This is a genomic window from Sphingobium fluviale (assembly GCF_004122115.1).
GTDB classification, from domain to species: Bacteria; Pseudomonadota; Alphaproteobacteria; order Sphingomonadales; family Sphingomonadaceae; genus Sphingobium; species Sphingobium fluviale.
Window position 1 is genome coordinate 269,377 of record NZ_SBKP01000001.1, and the last position, 16,712, is coordinate 286,088.

Genomic DNA, 16,712 nt, shown 5'->3' on the forward strand with positions numbered 1-16,712 from the left:
CAGCTGCTCACCCCCCTGAAAGCACTCCGGGGCGGCCCATTGCCTGGGTATAAAGCGCCGCATAGCGAGAGAGCATCTCCGCCTGTCCATATTCGGCGCGCGCCTTCTTCCGGTTGGCGGCGCCCAGGGTGGCGCGCAGGTCCGCATCGCCTGCAAGCCGCATCAGCGCACTGGCGAACCGGTGTTCATCCCGCACCGGCACGATGAACGGCAGGTTCTCCTCCGTCACCATATTGCGCACATCGCCGACATCGGTGGACACCGCCGGCAGGCCAGCCGCCATCGCCTCCACCAACGATATCGGGAACTGTTCGCTGTCAGACGACAGCGCAAAAATGTCGAACAGGCCGATGAATTGCGCCGGGTTCGTCATGAAGCCGGGCAGGATGAGGCGGTCTTCAAAGCCTAGCGCGCGCGCCTGCGCGACAATCGCGTCTCGCTCCGGCCCCTCGCCGACGATCACGAGCCGGCCCTTATCCCCAAGCGGCGCGGCGGCGCGCACGAGGCGGGGCAGGTTCTTGACCGCGCGCAAACCGGCGAGCGTGCCGATGGTGACGACGCCCCGTTGCGCCGCAAGGCCGGGGATTGCGTCGGCTTTCGGCGGCACCTCATAGGCGGCAACGTCAATGCCGTTGGAAATCCTCACGACCCGGCGCTTGGGCTGCGCCCATGCGCCCTGTGCGATGTCTTCCAGCACCCGCGAGGGCACCACAAGCGCGGATGCGCGCGCCAGCGCCGCCTGCCGGAACAGGTTGCGCTTGGGGTTCAGGCGCTCGGCTTCGTCCTCGTTGAAGCCATCTTCGTGGTGGATCAGCGGCGGCAGGCACACGAAGGGGCTGAAGATGCGGTGCGCCATCACCCCGTCCATCGAACCCCAGTTATAGGTGAGGATGAGATCGAAATTGCGCATGTATCGCGCCCATTCGAGATAGCGCCGTAATCCCGGCAGGCCATTGAGCGAGGGGGCGGAGTCCATCGGGAAGGCGCAGGGGACTATGGGTGAGATGGCGTCGCGCGCGCCCATCGCGGCGTGATCGGCGCTGATGATCGTGTGGTGCGCCCTCCCGCCCCAGTGGTTCATCAGGCGCACCGCCCGCGCCTCCTTGCCGCCAAGGTTGAAGCCGCTGTGAAGGTGCAGGATGCGCGGCGGCGTTTCCGACCGTTCAGGCACGCGCGAGCACCCGCTCCAACAGCCGGTCGATCGCTGCCACCGCTTCGGGCTCGTCCAGCGTCGGCGCATGGCCCACGCCCGGCACCGTCACCAGCTCCGCGCTATTTCCAACAGTTTCCAACATCCTACACGCGGTCGCCTCGCTCATGATGTCAGAACACTCTCCACGTAGAAAAAGGCATGGAAAATCGCGGAAAGCCGTCAATACCGGCCACATGTCCACTCCCGCCTCGTTGCCCGGCACTTTCAGCGGCTCGGCAATGCGCAAATCATAATCCAGCACGATCCGCCCGTGGTTGTTCAGCCGGTAAAGCCGCTTCGCCATTGCCAGCCAGTCCTCCAGCCCATAGCCCGGATATATATCTCCCTGATTCTCTGCCAGCGCCCGCGCAGCATGCACCCAGGTGGGATAGCCCCCGCCCGAACCGACATAGGCGCGGATGCGATCCAGCCCCGCCTTCTCGATCGTTGGGCCGATGTCGTTGAGCAGCGCGCCCGCCAGCCTGTCCCGATGCGTGGGCGCCATGATCATCGTCATGATCCCGCCAAGCGAGGTGCCGATGGCAACGAACCGCTTGAGCGCGAGGTCAGTCAGCAGCCGTTCGAGATCCTGCACATAAGTGAGCGGCACGTAAGTCATCGGGTCCTTCGCATAGGCGCTTTCGGCCCGCCCGCGCATCTCCGGGCAGATCACCCGCCATGCCCCCGCATAGCGTTCCGCAAGATTGGCGAAATCCCGCGCGTTGCGGGTCAGCCCCGGCAGACAAAGCAGCGCCGGGCGGGCGTCATTCCCCGCGTACGCCGCAAAGTCGCGGTAATGCAGGCGCAGGCCATCGTTCGACCACCAATATTTGTCCTCATAGCGCGCCATACTTGATCCCTGCCTGCCTCGCCCCCCATATTGACGCATGATCCTCAGCCCGCAACCCGCGAAATTCACTCCCGCGCGCGAAATCCTCGATGTCACCGGCATCGGTGATCCGGTCGCTCCCGCATCTTTCCCGCACCACATTCTGCGCTATCGGAACGATCGCTGGGCACAGAGCATCGGGCTTGCGGGGTTGAGCGATACGGAGTGGATCGATCATTTCGGGCGGTTCGCATCGCTTGAGGGCAGTCTGGAGAAACCGCTGGCACTGCGATATCACGGCCATCAGTTCCGCGTGTATAACCCGGATATCGGCGACGGGCGCGGCTTCCTGTTCGCCCAGATGCGTGATCATCTCGGCCGACTCATGGACCTTGGCACCAAGGGATCAGGCCAGACGCCTTACAGCCGCTTTGGCGATGGGCGCCTGACGCTGAAAGGCGGGGTACGCGAGATACTGGCGACCGAAATGCTGGAGGCGCTGGGCGTACATACTTCCAAGACCTTCTCGCTAATCGAGACCGGCGAGGCGCTTGAGCGCAACGACGAACCATCGCCCACCCGTGGCGCGGTGCTGGTGCGGCTGTCGCACTCCCATATTCGTATCGGCAGTTTTCAGCGCGCAGCGGCACTTCAGGACGAGGCTCTGCTGGAGGCACTGACCGATTATGCGCTAACGAAGCTTTACAACACCACGCCGGGCGACAACCCGGCCGCTCAGCTTCTCGGCCTCGTGGTCGAGCGCACGGCAGACCTAGCTGCCAGCTATATGATCGCGGGATTTGTTCATGGCGTCCTCAACAGCGACAATATCAACGTCACCGGCGAGAGCTTCGACTATGGCCCCTGGCGCTTTACGCCGCTCTGGGAGCCCGGCTTTACCGCCGCCTATTTCGATCATCAGGGACTATATGCGTTCGCACGGCAGGCGGAAGCGATCCACTGGGATGTAGCGCAACTCGCGCTATCCTTGCGCACGCTTTCGGAGACAGAGCCACTGGTAGAGGCTCTCAATCTGTTTCCCGATCTCTACGCTGCGGCGATGCGTCGGCGCTTCTGCTGGAGGCTGGGTGTAGCAGAGCGCGATATCAACGTAACTTCTGCTCTTACCGAAAGCGCGGTGCGCGCGATGATGGAGAGCAAGACGCCAGTAGACCGTTTCTTCTTTGACTGGCGCGGTGGCACGCTGCGCAATCCCGAAGCGGCAGGCCGCTATGCCGGGCCGGAGTGGGCGGAATTTCGTCAACAGATCGCGCCGTTCGCCAACCCCGCCGCCGCCAGACATCCCTATTGGCAGGGCAACGCCCCTTGCTCCATGCATATCGACGAGGTGGAGGCGATCTGGGCGGCGATAGACGGGCGCGACGACTGGAGCCCTCTCGACGCCAAGATCGCGGAAATCAATATGCTGCGCGAAGCCATGTCGCAGGCGTAATAGCCCCGCTTCCCTCGCGCTCAAAAATCGGGCATATCATGGGGTAATGATAGAAAATCTCCAGTCCTTTGAGCCCGCTACGGGTGCATTGCTGTGGGAAGGGTTGCAAGGCGATGTCGATACGGAGGTGGAACGCGCCGCGTCCGCCTGGCCGCTGTGGGCAGCGCAGCCCGTTACCACTCGTATGGAAGCGATGCGCCGCTTTGCCAACGCCGTGCGGGGGCGAGAGGATACGCTGTGTGACCTTATCGCGCGCGAAACTGGCAAACCATTGTGGGAAGCGCGGATGGAGGTTTCCTCCGTCATCGCACGGGTGGATATGCACATATCCGCCTATTCCGAGCGCACCGGGCAAAAACGCATGGACGGCGCGATGAACAGCCGCCAGTCCGTGCGCCACAAGCCGCATGGCGTTGTGGCTGTAATCGGCCCCTATAACTTCCCGGCGGATGTGCCTGCAGGCCAGATCATCCCGGCGCTGATTGCGGGCAATGCTGTGGTGTTCAAGCCTTCGGAAAAGACGCCCGCGAGCGGCGCGATGCTCATTGAACTATTTTATGAGGCCGGAGTGCCGCGTGATGTGGTGCGTCTGCTTGTTGGCGGGCCGGATGAAGGCAAGGCCTTGGTGAGGCATGAAGGCGTCAACGGCGTGCTGTTCACCGGCTCGGCACGAACTGGCATCGCCATCAACCGCGCGCTCGGCGCCTACCCGGAGAAGATCGTCGCGCTGGAGATGGGTGGGAATAATCCTCTGATCCTGTGGGACACGCCGGACCTCGCCGCCGCCGCCGCCATCATCGTGCAGTCCGCCTATGGGACATCCGGCCAACGCTGCACCGCCGCGCGGCGGCTGATCGTCAAGGATAGTCTGACCAGCGGTATCATCGCCGAGTTGCGTAAGCTGATTGCGCGTCTGATAGTCGGTCCGCCTCACGCCAGCCCGGCGCCGTTCATGGGGCCGGTGATCGACAACGAAACGGCGGACGGGCTGGGCGAGAGCTTCATGGCGCTGATGAGCATGGGCGGGCGGCCTCTGGTGCATTTGGGCAGGCCGGATGCGACGCGTCCGTTCCTCACCCCCGCGCTTATCGACGTGACTCAGGTGGTTGAGCGGCCTGACATCGAGCTTTTCGGCCCAATCCTGCAGCTCATCCGCGTCGAAAATTTCGACGACGCGATCAAGGAGGCGAACGCCACGCGCTATGGGCTCTCCGCCGCGCTCATAGGCGGCTCACCCCAGCATTATGAGCAGTTCTGGCGGCAGGTTCGCGCCGGGATCATCAACTGGAACGGCCCAACCTTCGGCATAGGCGGCTCCGCGCCTTTCGGCGGCGTTGGTGTGTCGGGCAATCATCGCCCGGCAGGTGGCCACGCTGCGGATTTCTGCGCCTATCCGGTTACGTCCTCGGAGGCGGATCAGCCGCGCGCCAGCATCGGCATTGGTTTGACGCCTATCGACACGAGCGGCATGGGCGATTAAGCGCCCTTATCGCCAACAATAGTTTTGCTTGGCAGTGCCAAAATCATTTTGCGTTGCGAAATGATCCGCATCGCGCCATCTCCCGAACATGGCCGAAGTTCCATCCTCTTTAGTGCGCGGGACGGTATATCTCGTTGGCGCGGGTCCGGGAGACCCGGAGCTACTGACGCTGCGCGCTGCGCGGTTGATCGGCGGGGCAGACCTTATTGTGCATGACGGGCTGGTCGACGAAGCGATTTTGGCGCTGGCACCACAAGGAGCAGAGCTGATCTCGGTCGCCAAAAGTCGGGCGCGCCACACATTGCCGCAGGAAGAGATTAACGCGCTATTGGTGCGCGAGGCGCTGGCCGGGCGCGATGTGGTGCGCCTCAAGGGCGGCGATCCCTTCATCTTTGGCCGTGGTGGCGAGGAAATGGACGCCTGCACCGCCGCCGGTGTCACGGTTGAGGTGGTGCCGGGCGTCAGTGCCGCTGTTGGTTGCGCAGCGGAAGCGCGCCTGCCGCTCACCCATCGTGGCTTGTCGAGCGCCGTCACCTTTGTCGCCGGGCAGTGCCAGGGGCTGGCCGAGCAGAATTGGGCGGGGCTGGCGGGAAAAGACCGCACGCTTGTCATCTATATGGGCATCGCCTCCGCGCCACTGATCGCCGAAAAACTGATCGCTGACGGGCTGTCGCCAGATATCCCGGTCGCTGTGCTCGAAAAGGGCACACGATCGGACAGCCGGGTGCTGCGCGGGGCGCTGTCAGAACTCGCGTATATCGTTGAAACGGAACAGGTGGTCAGCCCGGCGCTTATCGTCATTGGCGAAGTGGCGGGCAGGGCCGAGGAACAATCGCTACGGTCAATGGCAGACCGAGCAAGGGAGAAAGCAGCGTGAAGATTTTAACGGCAAACGATCTCGCGACCGGCGATGTCGTCTGGTGGGCAGGCGATGGCTGGAGCCGCCTGCTGGAGCAAGCGGTGGATACAGGCGCGGATGGCGAGGACATCGGCAAGCGTGAGGAAGCCGCGCGGCATGTCGTCGGCGCTTACGTCGTGGATGCCGAGCAGACCGCAGACGGCCCCCGCCCCGCCCATATCAAGGAGCGTATTCGCGGCCTCGGCCCCACCGTGCGTCCGGACCTGACCCTGAAGCCCGAAGCGGGCGACCTTACAGCGTGGGTGATTTAAGATGTATCAGTATGACAATTACGATCAGGCCATGGTCGATGCCCGCGTGGCGGAGTTTCGCGATCAGGTAGCCCGCCGCCTTGAAGGCAAGCTGACGGAGGAGCAGTTTCGTCCCTTGCGCCTGATGAACGGCCTCTATCTTCAGCTCCACGCCTACATGCTGCGCGTCGCGGTGCCGTATGGCACGCTGTCTGGCAAGCAGATGCGCATGCTGGGGCATATCGCCCGCAAATATGACCGCGGCTATGGCCACTTCACCACGCGACAGAACATTCAGTACAACTGGATCAAGCTGTCTGACGCGCCGGATATCCTGGCCGATCTGGCGAGTGTCGAGATGCACGCGATCCAGACCAGCGGCAACTGCATCCGCAACATCAGCTCCGATCAATATGCCGGTGTTGCGGCAGACGAGGTGGCAGACCCCCGCCCCTGGGCAGAGCTGCTGCGCCAGTGGTCCAGCTTCCACCCGGAGTTCAGCTATCTGCCCCGCAAGTTCAAGATCGCCGTGATCGCCTCGGCGCAAGATCGCGCGGCGATGCGCCTGCATGACATCGGGCTGGAGCTGGTGAAGAAGGACGGCGTCATTGGCGCGCGCGTGTTCGTGGGCGGCGGCATGGGGCGGACGCCGATAGTAGCACCTGAAATCAATGCGTTCATAACCGAAGATGAAATCATCTCTTATGTCGAGGCATGCCTGCGCGTGTACAACCGCTATGGCCGCCGCGACAACAAGTACAAGGCGCGCATCAAGATTCTGGTGCACGAACTGGGCGTCGAGGAATATCGCCGCCAGGTGGCCGAGGAATTTGCGCACATGAAGGCACTGGGCCTCAATCCCCCGCGCGAAGAGCTGGCACGGATTGCGGCGCATTTCGCCACCCCCGCCTATGAAAGCGGCCTGTCGGACGATCTCGACCGTTCGGACCCGGACTTCGCGCTGTGGGTGGATCGCAACGTCACGGCGCACAAGCAGCCCGGCTATGCCATCGCCAATATCAGCCTCAAGCCCATTGGCGGCATCCCCGGCGATGCTTCGGCCGACCAGATAGAGCTGATGGCAGACCTTGCAGAGCGCTATTCGCTCGATGAACTGCGCGTCACCCACGCGCAGAACATCGTGCTGCCTTATGTAAAGAAGGCGGACCTCTACGCCCTGTGGAAAGAGCTGGAGGCGAACGGCCTTGGTGAACCGAATCTTGATCTGGTGACGGATATCATCGCGTGCCCCGGCCTCGATTACTGTTCGCTGGCCAACGCCCGCTCTATCCCGGTCGCACAAAAGATCGCATCCCGGTTTGCTTCGAACGGTAGAGACGCAGAGATCGGCGAGCTGAAGCTCAAAATCTCCGGCTGCATCAACGCCTGCGGCCATCATCATGCCGGCCACATCGGCATCCTCGGCGTCGATCGCAAGGGCACGGAGAATTACCAGCTCCTGCTCGGCGGATCGGGCGCGGAGGATTGCTCGCTGGGCACGATCACCGGCCCCGGCTTTGATGAAAACGGCATTGTCGACGCGGTCGAGAAAGCCACTGATCTGTATCTGCGGGAGCGTACGGAGGGCGAGCGGTTCCTCGATACCTACCGCCGTCTTGGCATGGCCCCGTTCAAGGAAGCGATTTATGGCTGATTTCATTACTCTGCGCTCAGACGAAGCAACGCAGGAGCCCGTCGTCACGCTGGAATCCTTCGCGGGCCAGTCCAACGCCACCGCCGTGCGGATCGAGCCGGGCGAGGATGCGCGCCTGCTGCTGGGTCAGCTTGATCGCATCTCGCTCGTCGAGGTGAACTTCCCGGCCTATACCGATGGCCGTGGCTATAGCGCCGCACAAATCCTGCGCGAAAGCGGATACACGGGCGAGCTGCGCGCCGTCGGCGATGTGCTGATCGATCAGCTTGCCTATATGCGCCGCTGCGGGTTTGACAGCTTCAAGCCCAATGCCCCGCTGGATGATGCCGACGTCGAGGCCGCCTTCGCCCGCTATCCGGATGTCTATCAAAAAACCATTGATGGCCGCACCCCCATTTGGGCCAAGCGGCACGAGGACGCCTGAGCAATGACTGCCACCGCCGCCCGCCAGATTGACGTGATCGACGCCCGCCCCGCCTTCACACAGGCCGATGCGGACGCCCTCAATACGCGCTTTGAGGGTATCGATACGCTCTCGATGTTGCGGGCGCTGTTTTCGGAAAAACTGCTGGGCAAGGTGGCGGTCGTCTCGTCTTTCGGCACGGAGAGCGCGGTGCTGCTCCACCTCGTGGCGCAGGCAGACACAAGCGTGCCGGTGATCTTCGTCGATACGCTGAAGATGTTCCCCGAAACGCTCGATTATCGTGAGACATTGATGCGCGCGTTCGGATTTACCGACAGCCGCGTGGTGACACCGCTGGAGGATGTGCTGGCGGCGAAGGACTCAAACGGCCTGCGCTGGTCGTTCGATCCCGATGGCTGCTGCGACATCCGCAAGGTAGAGCCACTAGCCCGCGCCAAGAGCGGGCTGGATACGTGGATTTCCGGTCGCAAGGCGTTCCAGTCCGTCACGCGCCAGAACATCCCCCGCTTCGAGATCGAGGACGGACGGCTGAAGCTCAATCCGCTGGGCGACTGGACCAAGAACGATCTGGAAGCCTATTTCGCGGAGCATGACCTGCCACGCCACCCGCTGGAGGCTCAGGGCTATCTCTCTATCGGTTGCGAGCCGTGCACCTCAAAGGTGCTGCCGGGCGAAGACCCGCGCGCCGGCCGCTGGCGCGGGTGGGACAAGGTGGAATGTGGCATCCACACTGCCTCTACACCAATCGCGGACCCGGATGATCCCGCCAATATGCCTGTGTTTTGAGGACGTTTTCTAGTTCTCAGTCGTAGCCGTAATCGGCATATTCGCCCTCGGCGAGGTCGCTGAATTTCGTGGTCTTGGCATCGAATTTCATGCGCACCTTGCCGGTGGCGCCGTGGCGTTGCTTGGCGACGATCAGCTCCGCGAGGCCGTGGATGCGCTCCATATTCTCGCGCCAGATGGCATAGGCGCCCTCGTCCTCCATCTTCGGCTCTTTCGCCATCTCGTAATAATCCTCGCGGAACACGAACCACACCATGTCCGCATCCTGCTCGATCGAGCCTGATTCGCGCAGGTCCGAGAGCTGAGGCCGCTTGTCCTCGCGGCTCTCGACCGCACGGCTGAGCTGGGATAGCGCGAGAACCGGGCAGTTCAGCTCCTTCGCCAGCGTTTTCAACCCTCGGCTGATCTCCGAAATTTCCTGCACCCGGTTGTCGCCCGACTTTGATGAGCCTTGCAGCAGCTGGAGATAGTCCACCACAATAAAGCCGACATTGTGCCGCCGTTTGAGCCGCCGGGCGCGGGTGCGCAGCGCGGCGATCGTGAGGCCGGGCGTGTCGTCTATATAGAGCGGCAGTTCCTGCAACTCGCGCGCCGCGCGGGAGAGGTTCTGAAACTCCGCCCGGCTGATCTTGCCCATGCGCAGCGCTTCGCCCGATATGCCGGATTGCTCGGCCAAAATACGGGTCGCAAGCTGATCGGCGGACATTTCGAGGCTGAAAAACGCGGTGCGCGCGCCCAGATTCTTCTCCGGCGGGATGCCATCCGCCTCATCCCGCAGCCAGCGCGATGCGGCATTATAGGCGATGTTCGTCGCGAGCGAGGTCTTACCCATACCCGGCCTTCCGGCGAGGATCATAAGATCCGAATTATGCAGGCCGCCGATCTTGGCATTGAGGCTGTCGATCCCCGTGGTGATACCGGAGACGTGCCCGCCGCTGTTGAGCGCCCGCTCTGCCACCTGAACCGCCATTGTGGAAGCCTGGAGGAAGTTTTTGACCGAGCCGACCTCGCCCTCCCCTTCAGACACGCGATAAAGCGCGACCTCGGCCGCCTCGATCTGCGCCTTGGGGTCGACATCCTCGCTGGTATCGAGCGCATTCTCCACCAGCTCGCGCCCCACGCCAACCAGCTCGCGCAGCAGGGCAAGGTCATAAATCTGTTGCGCAAAATCGCGTGCACCAATCAGCGACGCGCCGCTCGCGGTCAATTGAACCAGATAGGCCGAGCCCCCAAGGCCTCGCAAAGCCTCGTCCTGATCGAGCATAGGCTTCAACGTCACCGGACTCGCAATCATGTTCCTGTCGAGCAGCTTCAGGATCGCCTCATAGATGCGGCCATGCACCGGCTCGAAAAAATGCGCGGGCTTGAGCTTCATCTGCACATCCTCCGCGACTCGGTTGTCGATGAGGAGCGCGCCCAAAAGCGCGGCTTCCGCCTCGATATTGCGCGGGAGTTCTTTCGCAGCGCCGGCAGGCGCCTCTACCAGTTTCAGTGCTTCGGCCATGCGCGCGATTGTCGACCCATGTGGTTCCAGATGCAAGCGCGACATGCGCAATAAACATCATGCCTGTGGGCAGCTTGCGCGATCATGTGGAAAACTATCCGCTTGATCTTTCCGTTGCATCGCAGCACTGCTTGCCAATGGCTGATCCGCGCATCATCGACATCACTCTCGATCAGGAGAGCATCATCTGGCGCAGCGCCGATGTGGAGCAGGAGCGCCGGATCGCTATTTTTGACCTGCTAGAGGAGAATTTCTTCAAGCCGGTGCGGGTGCATGACGATGGCTATGCAGGCCCATACAAGGTGCGTCTCTCTGTGCAGGAGGGGCGGCTGGTGATAGAGATCGACCGGCAGGATGGTAGCCCGTTGGAGGCGGTGATCCTCGGCCTTGGACGGTTCCGGCGCCCGATAAAGGATTATTTCGCGATCTGCGATTCGTACTTTCAGGCGATCAGACAGGCGACCGCGCAACAGATCGAGACGGTCGACATGGCCCGCCGCGCGATCCATAACGAGGCGGCGGAAACGCTGATCGAGCGGCTTGACGGCAAGATTGAGGTCGATTTCGACACCGCCCGGCGGCTGTTTACCCTGATCTGCGTTCTCCACATCAAGCAATGAGCGCACCGGGCAGAGCGAGGATGCGCGCCGTCATCGCGCTCATACTGATTGTGCTATTGGTAGCGCTTGGCGGCATGGGATGGCGGCAGGCTCAACATTGGGCACCCGCCCGCACGGAGTATCCGATGCAGGGCGTGGCGCTTTCGGCCACTCAAGGCGTGATCGAATGGGGCAGCTTGGCGGTCCACAATCCTGACTTCGTCTATATCCGCGCGGTGATGGGACGGCAGGGCCGTGATGCCCGCTTCGCCACCAATTTGGCAGGCGCGCAAACCTCTGGCATCCGCTATGGCGCGGAGATCCTGTTCGACCCCTGCGGTCGCGCCAGCGACCAGGCGACGGTGTTCCTCACCACGGTGCCGCGTGACGCCGCAGCCTTACCCCCCGCGATCAGACTGGATGGCGCGCCCACCTGCACCCCCGCACCGGGGGCAGACAAGGTGGTGAGCGAACTCAACACGCTCATCAACCTCGTCGAGGCGCATATGGGCAAGCCCGCCGTGTTGCACGTCTCCGCTGAGGCTGAAGCTCTCTATGCCATCAGCGCCCGCTTCAACCGCACCCTCTGGCTCGACCGCGCGTTCCTCAAGCCCGATTACGCCAGCCATCCGTGGGTGATGTGGAGTGCGAACAGTGCGCGTCGCCTGAAGGGCATCGAGACGCCGGTAGAATGGGTAGTGGTCGCTCCATCAGCCTGACGGACTTGCGGGGGCAGGCTTTCCTGTTTAGGCACTTGCCATACCCCATCAACGACACAAGAGACCACTTATCGCATGTCGATCCTTTCAGACCGCTGGATACGCGAACAATCGCTGGCACATGGCATGATCGAGCCTTTTGTTGACGGGCAAAAGCGCGATGGCTGCATCAGCTACGGCCTCTCCTCCTATGGCTATGACGCGCGGGTGGCGGATGAGTTCAAGATCTTCACCAATGTCGATAGCGCGGTGGTGGACCCCAAGAATTTCGACGGCAAATCGCTGGTGGATCGCAAGACCGACGTGTGCATCATCCCGCCCAACAGCTTTGCGCTGGCCCGCACGGTGGAGTATTTCCGCGTGCCAAAGGATGTGCTTGTCATTTGCCTTGGCAAATCGACCTATGCGCGCTGCGGCATCATCGTGAACGTCACCCCGCTGGAGCCGGGCTGGGAGGGGCATGTGACGCTGGAATTCTCCAACACCACGCCGCTGCCCGCCAAGATTTACGCCAATGAAGGCGCGTGCCAGTTCCTGTTCCTAAAGGGCAACGAGCCGTGCGAAGTGACTTATGCGGACCGGGCAGGGAAATATATGGGGCAGCGGGGGGTGACGCTACCGAGGCTGTGAGGGGGGAGGATTCCTCGCATTGATCGTCACCCTGAACTTGTTTCAGGGTCCATTTCTCCCAATCGGGTAATGGCGCGTGTGGCGGAATAGATGCTGAAACAAGTTCAGCATGTCAAATGAGGTGGGCGCCTCCCACCCGACCCCCAAACAAAAAGGGCGCCGTTTCGGGCGCCCTCTTCGTATATGCTAAGCGAAAACCGCTTACTTCTTGAGCGTAAGCCCACCGAAGCGCTTGTTGAAGCGGGCAACCTGGCCACCCTGATCGATGTTGCGTGTGCCGCCGGTCCATGCCGGGTGCGACTTGGGGTCGATTTCCAGCGCCATCGTATCGCCTTCCTTGCCCCAGGTCGAGCGGGTCTGGAAGGTGGTACCGTCGGTCATCTGCACCGTGATGAAATGGTAATCGGGGTGAGTATCTTGCTTCATGTCATGCTCCATAAGTGGCCGGTTCCGACCGGCCTCAAGCGTGGGGAACGAAAATTTAAGCGCCGCCCTTAGCGGGAGATGCCGGGAATGGCAAGAAGTATACGCGGAAGCTCAGTTTTTCGGAGCTTCTGAGATCATCGCGGTGCACTGTGCCTCGGCGCATAGCTTGCCCTCGACATAGGCCTTGCCCGCAAATTTACAGATCGAGCCACGCACCTGCGTGAACTCGACATGAAAATCTACCAAGCAGCCTGGCTCCACCGGCTGGCGAAACTTCGCGCCGTCTATCCCCATGAAATAGACAAGCCTGCCTGTACCCGCCAAACTCAGCGACTCGACTGCCAAAATCCCCGCCGCCTGCGCGATTGCTTCGACGATCAGCACACCGGGCATGATTGGCCGAGCCGGGAAATGCCCCTGAAAAAACGGCTCGTTGACCGACACCGCCTTGACCGCGTGGATCGAGGTGTTGGGCACCATCGAGACCACACGGTCAATCAGCAGCATCGGATAGCGATGTGGCAGCGCAGCCATCACGGCGATGATGTCCATCGGGCCGCGCGTGCCCGCGTCCTTGCTTTCCCCTTCGCTCATCTCTGGATCAGCGGCCTGTCGGCGCGGCCTTGCCGGATGCCGGTGCTGCTGGCCGAGGCGCCTGAGCCTGTTGCTGCACGGCCGCGGCGATCATCTGTTGAACGCGCTGATAAACCTCATAGACCTGCTGGTCCGGGTTCCAACCTGCCGGAACGGTGGTGGCGGCCGTGGGCAGCGCTTTATCCAGCTCCGCCGTGATCGCGGCAGTCACATCTACTGTCGGCTGCGCCCAAATGAACGCGTCCGGCGCGAGGATCATGCTGATCTTCTTCGCAGTAACAACCGTTTGCTGAGCTGGTTCATATTTGCCGATGATCTGGCTCAACACATACATCTTGGCCTTGGCGATGGGCTCTTGCAGCGCGACGATCTCCTTCTCCTTCGCCTCGATCAGAACGAGGTTGGGGTCTTTGGCTGCCTCTGCGGCATCCATTTCAGCCTGATCGACATTCTTGTCGCCATTCTTGTCGAGCTTGGCGAGCAGGTCGTTTCGCTCTTTGCCTTTAGCCTGAAGCTGATCGTAATAGGTCTTGTAGGTGGTGTCGATCGTCTGATAGCCCTGCACCATTGCTTTGCTCTTGACGATGGCACCAATGGTGCTGGCAGTTGCAATGCCGCCTATCTGTGCCTGAGCGGGCGTAGCGGCCAGCGCAAGACCGAGCACAGGCGCAGCCGCCAGCGCGAACTTGGAAAAAGTCTTCATCAGAATTGAGTCCCTATATTGAAGGTGATGAGTTTGGTGTCGTCCCCTGGTTTCTTGAGCAGCGCCTTGGCGATGTCGATACGGAACGGGCCGAACGGCGAATTCCAATTGACGCCGAAGCCCACGGAAAGGCGTGGCGAGAGCGTATCGCCGACAAAACCTTCCTGAAAGGGAGAGAGAATCAGGAATTCCGATGCGCTGTTACATCCGGCAGGGGTAGCTGGCTCCCTCCGCGCGCCGCTTGTGTTGTCCTGGCAATAGCCATTGAAATTGATAGTCTTGGGCCGTTTCAGATTTCCTACAGCACCCACATCCATAAAGATTGACGGTCTTAGCCCAAGCTCACGTGCTCCGGAACCCAGCGGAATTTCAATTTCGGCATGAGCAAGATAATAGAAGCGGCCACCCAGCGCATCGTCGGATAGTTGGCTGGTGCGGTTGCCGTTCTGATCGACATTATAGCGGATCACCCGCGGCCCCACGCCACGGATGTCAAAGCCACGCAATTGCGGCTCCCCCAGAAAGAAACGATCCGTAAGGCGCACCTTGTCGACCGTCGGATCAGACGATTTTTTGCCGAGGCCCATGATGTAGCCCGTCTCAGCAGTCAGGCCAAGAACGAACCCACTACCCAGACCAAACCATTTACCGCCATTCACGCGCGAGCGCAGATATTTGACGCTGCCTCCCAGACCCGCAAAATCCTGGCTGAAAACAAGGTTGTGACCACGGGTCGGGCGCAGGCGGTTATCGCGGTTGTCATATATCCAGGAATAGCCGACCGACGATGTCGTCCTCTTGCCGATGGCGTCGCACAGATAGCGCCCCGCAAGCAGAGCATCACACTGGCCATTGGTGTAGTAGATGCTCTCATCGAGCGACACGTCATCAAAGTTGAGGCTATAGCGCAAGGACAGCGAAGTATATTCCGTCAGTGGCACACCCGCGCGGAGCTGAAAGCCGGTTGTCACCTGCTGATAGGTGCGGCTGCGATCATTATTGCTGAGGTAACGGAAGCTGTTCTGGTCTCTGCGATACACATCGCCGCCCAATGCAATATTCCGGTCAAACAGATATGGCTCTGTGAAGCCAATATTCACCGATTTTGAATATTTGGAATAATCGACGCTGGTGCTCAGCTCCTGCCCCTTGCCACGGAAGTTGCGCTGAGTGACGGATGCCGAAAAGATGATCCGCTCCAGGCTCGAATATCCAGCCGAGAGCGACAGCTCGCCTGTCGACTTCTCCTCTACATTCGCTTCCAGCACAATGCGATCCGGCGCTGATCCGGGCTTCTGCTCGATCTCAAGCTTGTCCTGAAAAAAGCCCAACGAGCGGATGCGGTCCTTGGTGCGCTTGACCTGAAAGCTGTTGAAGGCATCCCCCTCTGCAAGACGGAACTCGCGGCGCACCACCTTGTCTTGCGTCAGCGTGTTGCCGTTGATGTCTACCCGCTCGACATAGACGCGGGGTGCGTTGGCAATACGAAACGCGATACCCATCGTCCTGCTGTCTTTATCGCGCTGGAAATCGGGATCAACGCTGGCAAAGGCATAGCCAAACAGGCCCGCAGTCTCGCTCAGCAGATCGACCGTGTCTTCCACCTTCTTGGCGTTATACCACTCGCCCTTTTTCATCGGCAGCGTGGCGCTCAGCCGGTCGCTCGGCAGCTCGCGAATATCGCTCTCCACCTTCACGTCGCCGAACTTGTAGCGTTCGCCTTCCTCCACCACATAGGTGATGATGAAATCCTGCTTGTCCGGTGTCAGCTCCGCCACGGCGGACACCACACGGAAATCGGCATAGCCCTGTGTCAAATAGAACTGACGCATCTTCTGCTGGTCATAGGCCATACGATCCGGATCATAGCTGGTGCCGGAAGAGAAGATGCGGGTGAAACGCGCCTGCTTGGTCGCCATCTCGCTACGCAGCTTGCCATCGGAGAATTTGTCGTTGCCGATGATATTGATCTGGCGAACCTTTGACTTTGGCCCTTCGTTGATCTCGAAAACGATGTCGACCCGGTTCTGGTCGAGCTTTACCATCTTCGGCTCCACCGTGGCGGCGAAGCGGCCCTGACGGCGATATAACTCTACGATGCGGGCGACATCTGCGCGCACCTTGGACCGGGTATAGATCTGGCGCGCAGCCATCTTGATCTCTGGGCGAATCTTGTCTTCCTTGACCCGCTTGTTGCCCTCCAGCACGATGCGGTTCACCACGGGGTTTTCCTGCACGATAACTGTGAGCGCGCCAGCGTTATCGCGGATTTGCACATCTGCAAACAGCTCAGTCTCGTAAAGGTCACGCAGGGCAGAGTCGAGATTCTCGCGAGTGTAGGCGCTGCCAATGCGCAGCTTGGTGTAGGAAAGGATCGTCTCTCCTTCCAGACGCTGGTTACCCTCTACGACAATGTTGCTGATCGTTTGGACCGGCGGCGGAACCGACGTTACCGGCGGTGGCGGAGCGGGAGTTACAACCGTCGTTGCGGCTACAGGCGAAGACAGGACGATGCCGCCGAGGATAGTCCCAGCCAGCAATGCCTTTGCCATATATCTGTCTTGTCTCAC

The 16,712-nt window shown here is 61.2% G+C and carries 17 protein-coding genes; 10 read left to right on the top strand and 7 right to left on the bottom strand.

Annotation, left to right across the window (positions count from 1 at the left end; all coding sequences use genetic code 11):
- Window positions 1-7 precede the first annotated feature (7 nt).
- Both EQG66_RS01470 and EQG66_RS01475 read right to left on the bottom strand, forming a co-directional pair.
- Window positions 8-1,171 carry a glycosyltransferase gene (locus tag EQG66_RS01470; protein ID WP_245987769.1) on the bottom strand — a complete coding sequence of 388 codons (1,164 nt, stop codon included), beginning with the start codon at window positions 1,169-1,171 and terminating at the stop codon, window positions 8-10.
- Window positions 1,164-2,042, bottom strand: a complete 879-nt coding sequence (locus EQG66_RS01475) for an alpha/beta fold hydrolase (protein WP_129402749.1) — start codon at window positions 2,040-2,042, stop codon at window positions 1,164-1,166. Before EQG66_RS01475 ends, EQG66_RS01470 begins: the two co-directional genes overlap by 8 nt.
- 37 nt (window positions 2,043-2,079) lie before the next feature.
- On the opposite strand from EQG66_RS01475, the gene EQG66_RS01480 reads away from it, so the two are divergent.
- The 7 genes from EQG66_RS01480 to EQG66_RS01510 all read left to right on the top strand — a co-directional run bounded on the left by EQG66_RS01480 (window position 2,080) and on the right by EQG66_RS01510 (window position 8,967).
- Entirely contained in the window at window positions 2,080-3,474 is a 1,395-nt protein-coding gene (locus tag EQG66_RS01480) for a protein adenylyltransferase SelO family protein (protein WP_129402750.1), read from the top strand.
- A 46-nt stretch (window positions 3,475-3,520) separates the two neighbouring features.
- The gene (locus tag EQG66_RS01485; RefSeq protein ID WP_129402751.1) at window positions 3,521-4,954 is read left to right on the top strand and encodes a succinylglutamate-semialdehyde dehydrogenase; all 1,434 of its coding nucleotides are present in this window, start codon (window positions 3,521-3,523) and stop codon (window positions 4,952-4,954) included.
- 88 nt (window positions 4,955-5,042) lie between these two features.
- A complete protein-coding gene (gene cobA / locus EQG66_RS01490; protein WP_129402752.1) occupies window positions 5,043-5,831 on the top strand; it encodes a uroporphyrinogen-III C-methyltransferase in 789 nt (262 codons plus the stop codon).
- Complete coding sequence (locus EQG66_RS01495; RefSeq protein ID WP_129402753.1) at window positions 5,828-6,124, top strand: DUF2849 domain-containing protein; 297 nt, start codon at window positions 5,828-5,830, stop codon at window positions 6,122-6,124. Before cobA ends, EQG66_RS01495 begins: the two co-directional genes overlap by 4 nt.
- Before the next feature lies 1 nt (window position 6,125).
- On the top strand, window positions 6,126-7,757 hold the full coding sequence (locus EQG66_RS01500; RefSeq protein WP_129402754.1) for a nitrite/sulfite reductase: 1,632 nt from the start codon (window positions 6,126-6,128) through the stop codon (window positions 7,755-7,757).
- Window positions 7,750-8,181 carry a DUF934 domain-containing protein gene (locus tag EQG66_RS01505; protein WP_129402755.1) on the top strand — a complete coding sequence of 144 codons (432 nt, stop codon included), beginning with the start codon at window positions 7,750-7,752 and terminating at the stop codon, window positions 8,179-8,181. The genes EQG66_RS01500 and EQG66_RS01505 overlap by 8 nt, the downstream gene beginning before the upstream one ends.
- Window positions 8,182-8,184: 3 nt before the next feature.
- The gene (locus EQG66_RS01510; RefSeq protein WP_129402756.1) at window positions 8,185-8,967 is read left to right on the top strand and encodes a phosphoadenylyl-sulfate reductase; all 783 of its coding nucleotides are present in this window, start codon (window positions 8,185-8,187) and stop codon (window positions 8,965-8,967) included.
- A gap of 16 nt (window positions 8,968-8,983) precedes the next feature.
- Here the strand turns inward: EQG66_RS01510 and EQG66_RS01515 are convergent, their stop codons facing one another.
- Window positions 8,984-10,471 (bottom strand): replicative DNA helicase, encoded by a 1,488-nt coding sequence (locus EQG66_RS01515; RefSeq protein WP_129402934.1) that lies wholly within the window; start codon window positions 10,469-10,471, stop codon window positions 8,984-8,986.
- A gap of 137 nt (window positions 10,472-10,608) precedes the next feature.
- Here EQG66_RS01515 and EQG66_RS01520 point away from each other — a divergent pair, with 137 nt between their 5' ends.
- The 3 genes from EQG66_RS01520 (at window position 10,609) to dcd (ending at window position 12,419) form a co-directional block, all read left to right on the top strand.
- The gene (locus tag EQG66_RS01520; RefSeq protein WP_129402935.1) at window positions 10,609-11,091 is read left to right on the top strand and encodes a UPF0262 family protein; all 483 of its coding nucleotides are present in this window, start codon (window positions 10,609-10,611) and stop codon (window positions 11,089-11,091) included.
- A gap of 20 nt (window positions 11,092-11,111) precedes the next feature.
- The gene (locus tag EQG66_RS01525; protein ID WP_164975556.1) at window positions 11,112-11,789 is read left to right on the top strand and encodes a GH25 family lysozyme; all 678 of its coding nucleotides are present in this window, start codon (window positions 11,112-11,114) and stop codon (window positions 11,787-11,789) included.
- Between the two features lie 75 nt (window positions 11,790-11,864).
- Complete coding sequence (gene dcd / locus EQG66_RS01530; RefSeq protein ID WP_129402758.1) at window positions 11,865-12,419, top strand: dCTP deaminase; 555 nt, start codon at window positions 11,865-11,867, stop codon at window positions 12,417-12,419.
- Between the two features lie 201 nt (window positions 12,420-12,620).
- Here the strand turns inward: dcd and rpmE are convergent, their stop codons facing one another.
- The 4 genes from rpmE to bamA form a co-directional block, all read right to left on the bottom strand.
- Window positions 12,621-12,845, bottom strand: coding sequence for a 50S ribosomal protein L31 (gene rpmE / locus EQG66_RS01535; protein WP_129402759.1), 225 nt, complete (start codon window positions 12,843-12,845; stop codon window positions 12,621-12,623).
- A 111-nt stretch (window positions 12,846-12,956) separates the two neighbouring features.
- Window positions 12,957-13,397 (bottom strand): 3-hydroxyacyl-ACP dehydratase FabZ, encoded by a 441-nt coding sequence (gene fabZ, locus EQG66_RS01540; protein WP_129402936.1) that lies wholly within the window; start codon window positions 13,395-13,397, stop codon window positions 12,957-12,959.
- 49 nt (window positions 13,398-13,446) lie between these two features.
- Entirely contained in the window at window positions 13,447-14,142 is a 696-nt protein-coding gene (locus tag EQG66_RS01545; protein ID WP_129402760.1) for an OmpH/Skp family outer membrane protein, read from the bottom strand.
- Entirely contained in the window at window positions 14,142-16,694 is a 2,553-nt protein-coding gene (bamA, locus tag EQG66_RS01550) for an outer membrane protein assembly factor BamA (protein ID WP_129402761.1), read from the bottom strand. Before bamA ends, EQG66_RS01545 begins: the two co-directional genes overlap by 1 nt.
- Window positions 16,695-16,712: the final 18 nt, after the last annotated feature.

What these genes read in the sequence shown, in the direction of transcription:
- dcd (WP_129402758.1), top strand. Translation starts at nt 11,865, where the DNA reads ATGTCGATCCTTTCAGACCGCTGGATACGCGAACAATCGCTGGCACAT.
- rpmE (WP_129402759.1), bottom strand. Translation starts at nt 12,845, where the DNA reads ATGAAGCAAGATACTCACCCCGATTACCATTTCATCACGGTGCAGATG.
- EQG66_RS01475 (WP_129402749.1), bottom strand. Translation starts at nt 2,042, where the DNA reads ATGGCGCGCTATGAGGACAAATATTGGTGGTCGAACGATGGCCTGCGC.
- EQG66_RS01480 (WP_129402750.1), top strand. Translation starts at nt 2,080, where the DNA reads ATGATCCTCAGCCCGCAACCCGCGAAATTCACTCCCGCGCGCGAAATC.
- EQG66_RS01510 (WP_129402756.1), top strand. Translation starts at nt 8,185, where the DNA reads ATGACTGCCACCGCCGCCCGCCAGATTGACGTGATCGACGCCCGCCCC.
- EQG66_RS01505 (WP_129402755.1), top strand. Translation starts at nt 7,750, where the DNA reads ATGGCTGATTTCATTACTCTGCGCTCAGACGAAGCAACGCAGGAGCCC.
- EQG66_RS01525 (WP_164975556.1), top strand. Translation starts at nt 11,112, where the DNA reads ATGCGCGCCGTCATCGCGCTCATACTGATTGTGCTATTGGTAGCGCTT.
- EQG66_RS01545 (WP_129402760.1), bottom strand. Translation starts at nt 14,142, where the DNA reads ATGAAGACTTTTTCCAAGTTCGCGCTGGCGGCTGCGCCTGTGCTCGGT.
- EQG66_RS01515 (WP_129402934.1), bottom strand. Translation starts at nt 10,471, where the DNA reads ATGGCCGAAGCACTGAAACTGGTAGAGGCGCCTGCCGGCGCTGCGAAA.
- bamA (WP_129402761.1), bottom strand. Translation starts at nt 16,694, where the DNA reads ATGGCAAAGGCATTGCTGGCTGGGACTATCCTCGGCGGCATCGTCCTG.
- EQG66_RS01520 (WP_129402935.1), top strand. Translation starts at nt 10,609, where the DNA reads ATGGCTGATCCGCGCATCATCGACATCACTCTCGATCAGGAGAGCATC.
- EQG66_RS01485 (WP_129402751.1), top strand. Translation starts at nt 3,521, where the DNA reads ATGATAGAAAATCTCCAGTCCTTTGAGCCCGCTACGGGTGCATTGCTG.
- cobA (WP_129402752.1), top strand. Translation starts at nt 5,043, where the DNA reads ATGGCCGAAGTTCCATCCTCTTTAGTGCGCGGGACGGTATATCTCGTT.
- EQG66_RS01500 (WP_129402754.1), top strand. Translation starts at nt 6,126, where the DNA reads ATGTATCAGTATGACAATTACGATCAGGCCATGGTCGATGCCCGCGTG.
- fabZ (WP_129402936.1), bottom strand. Translation starts at nt 13,397, where the DNA reads ATGGACATCATCGCCGTGATGGCTGCGCTGCCACATCGCTATCCGATG.